Origin of the sequence: Janthinobacterium sp. AD80 (genome assembly GCF_002878455.1) — a bacterium.
GTDB lineage: Bacteria > Pseudomonadota > Gammaproteobacteria > Burkholderiales > Burkholderiaceae_D > Janthinobacterium.
In genome coordinates this window covers 1-2,269 of the sequence record NZ_NRDQ01000372.1, presented here as the reverse complement: position 1 = coordinate 2,269, position 2,269 = coordinate 1, and the positions used below count along the sequence as shown (strand labels likewise).

Here is a 2,269-nt window from a genome sequence, read left to right as displayed (position 1 = left end):
ATCCGCTGCTGCAGGACGTGAACAAGGGCTGGCTGCAGCACCTGCGCGAACAGGCGCCCGAGCGCGTGCTGGGCCTGGTCGCCGCCGGCATGCCGGGCAAGGTCATCATCGGCGACGTGGCCGATGCGGACTATGCCAACCTGGACGCGGCCGTGGCGGACGCCGTCAACCTGCTGGACCCTTGGTATCAGGAAGACACCAATCTGGTGGCCATCGTCGGGCGCAAGCTGTTGAACGACAAGTATTTTCCATTGGTCAACACCAAGCAGGCGCCCACGGAAACGCTGGCGGCGGACATCATCATCAGCCAGAAACGCATTGGCGGCTTGCCGGCGGCGCGCGTGCCCTACTTCCCGGACAACGCGATCCTGATTACCCGCTTCGACAACCTGTCGATCTACTTCCAAGACGGCGCGCGCCGCCGCCGCGTGGTGGACGAGCCGAAACGCGATCGCATCGAGAACTACGAGTCGTCGAATGACGCCTACGTGATCGAAGACCTGGGCCTGGCCGCGCTGGTGGAAAACATCGAGCTGAAAGACAAATAATGGCCAACCAGTCCCCCGCCCTGCGCCACCGCGCGCGCATGCTGGCCGAGCGCACGGCCGGCGCCGCCGTGCCGCAGGGCGTGACCACCGGTACGGCCTACGAGCTGATGCTGTACAAGCTGGCCGACGACCGGCGCCGCCTGAAAGCCATCCAGTCCGTCGAACGCAAGATCGAGGTCAAGGCCACCTTGCTGCCCGACTACGCGCAATGGATCGACGGCGTGCTGGCCGGAGGCAAGGGCGCGCAGGATGACGTGTTCGCCACGCTGCTGGTGTGGCATATCGACACGGGCGAGTATGACCGCGCGCTGGTCATGGCTGCCTACGCCCTGGAACACAAGTTCACCCTGCCCGACACCTACAGCCGCGACATCGCCACCCTGATGCTGGACGAGTTCGCCGAGGGCTTCCTGCACGGCAAGCTGGCCAGCGATCCGCAGCACGCGGCCCAGGTGCTGGGCACCGTCGAGCAACTGACGGCCGCCAGCGACGCGCCAGACCAGGCGCGCGCCAAGCTGCACAAGGCCATTGGCCTGGCCATGATCGCCATGCTGGACCAGGCGGACGAAGCCGACATCGCCCCGGCGCTGGTGGCGCAGGCGGAAACGGCCATGGCCCAGCTGAAACGCGCGCGCGCCCTGTCCGAATCGTGCGGCGTCAAGAAAGATATGGAAAAGCTGGAACGGCGCATCAAGCGCGCGGCCGGTTCCACGTAAAGAGCATCCCCCGCAGCACGGCGGCACGGGGGGATTCTGGCTAACTCATTTGCCTGATGAACCCCGTCCACCGCCCACTTTTGAAAGCGTCCCGTATGTCCTTCATGGCCCTGCCCCCGTCCATCCCGCCCGGCACCACGCCGGCGCCGCCAGCACCGGCCGCCGGCATCATCGAGAACGACGGCTGGTTCCCTGACGTCAAGCTGGCCGACATGCGCGATGCCATGCGCCTGGACGGCACCGTCACCGACGCACGCCTGGTGCAAGCCGTGGTCGATGCCATCCTGCAGGTCAACCGCGAGCTGGCCGACTGGCAGGGCAAGCAAGCCGCTACCGGTATCGCCGCCCTGGTGGACGTGCCGGCCACGCGCATCAACCGCGAATCCCGCCTGCTGGCGCAGTACCGGCGCGCCGTCTACAGCACGGCGAAAGCCGACCTGATCGAGCGTTACCGCGACTACGACAGCACGGCCACGTCCGTCAGCGACAAGAAAAGCATGGAATGGCTGGACGAGGCGCCCGGCGCGCAGCGGCGCAATGCGCAATGGGCCATCGCCGATATCGTCGGCCGCACGCACCTCACCGTGGAACTGATCTGATGCAGGTGCGCACGCAGCAGCACGACACGGTGGACGCCCTGGTGTGGCGTTACCTGGGCGACGGCGCGGGATACGTCGAACAGGCCTTGGCCCTGAATCCCGCGCTGGCGCGCTACGGCGCCGTGCTGCCTGCCGGCCTGGTCGTCACCCTGCCCGAACCGGCGCCCAGCACGGGCCAAGCCGCGGATATCGTGCAGCTATGGGATTAACGCAGCAATCCACCATTTTTACCCTCATGAAAAATCTATCTATCCTCACCCCGGAGAATCAAGCAATGTCCGCAGAATCGTTTGGTGGTTTCGCCACCCTGGTCAAACTGTACGGCTTCAAGGCGGCGCTGGGCATGGTCGGTGCGGCCATGCTGTACATCGTGCTGCCGCCCTTGAACAGCGATGGCACCTTCAAC

The 2,269-nt window shown here is 65.8% G+C and carries 4 protein-coding genes; all 4 read left to right on the top strand.

Annotated elements, in window-relative coordinates:
- Positions 1 to 548, top strand: a 548-nt coding sequence (locus JaAD80_RS29790) for a P2 family phage major capsid protein (protein WP_146012641.1), incomplete at its 5' end; no start/stop codon positions are given.
- Entirely contained in the window at positions 548 to 1,264 is a 717-nt protein-coding gene (gpM, locus tag JaAD80_RS29785; protein WP_102299772.1) for a phage terminase small subunit, read from the top strand. The genes JaAD80_RS29790 and gpM, both read left to right, overlap by 1 nt.
- Before the next feature lie 95 nt (positions 1,265 to 1,359).
- Positions 1,360 to 1,863, top strand: a complete 504-nt coding sequence (locus JaAD80_RS29780) for a head completion/stabilization protein (protein WP_102299770.1) — start codon at positions 1,360 to 1,362, stop codon at positions 1,861 to 1,863.
- Complete coding sequence (locus JaAD80_RS29775; protein ID WP_102299769.1) at positions 1,863 to 2,072, top strand: tail protein X; 210 nt, start codon at positions 1,863 to 1,865, stop codon at positions 2,070 to 2,072. Before JaAD80_RS29780 ends, JaAD80_RS29775 begins: the two co-directional genes overlap by 1 nt.
- Positions 2,073 to 2,269: the final 197 nt, after the last annotated feature.

Bases quoted from the DNA above. Each gene is read 5' to 3' on its own strand.
- gpM (WP_102299772.1), top strand. From the start codon at position 548: ATGGCCAACCAGTCCCCCGCCCTGCGCCACCGCGCGCGCATGCTGGCC.
- JaAD80_RS29780 (WP_102299770.1), top strand. From the start codon at position 1,360: ATGTCCTTCATGGCCCTGCCCCCGTCCATCCCGCCCGGCACCACGCCG.
- JaAD80_RS29775 (WP_102299769.1), top strand. From the start codon at position 1,863: ATGCAGGTGCGCACGCAGCAGCACGACACGGTGGACGCCCTGGTGTGG.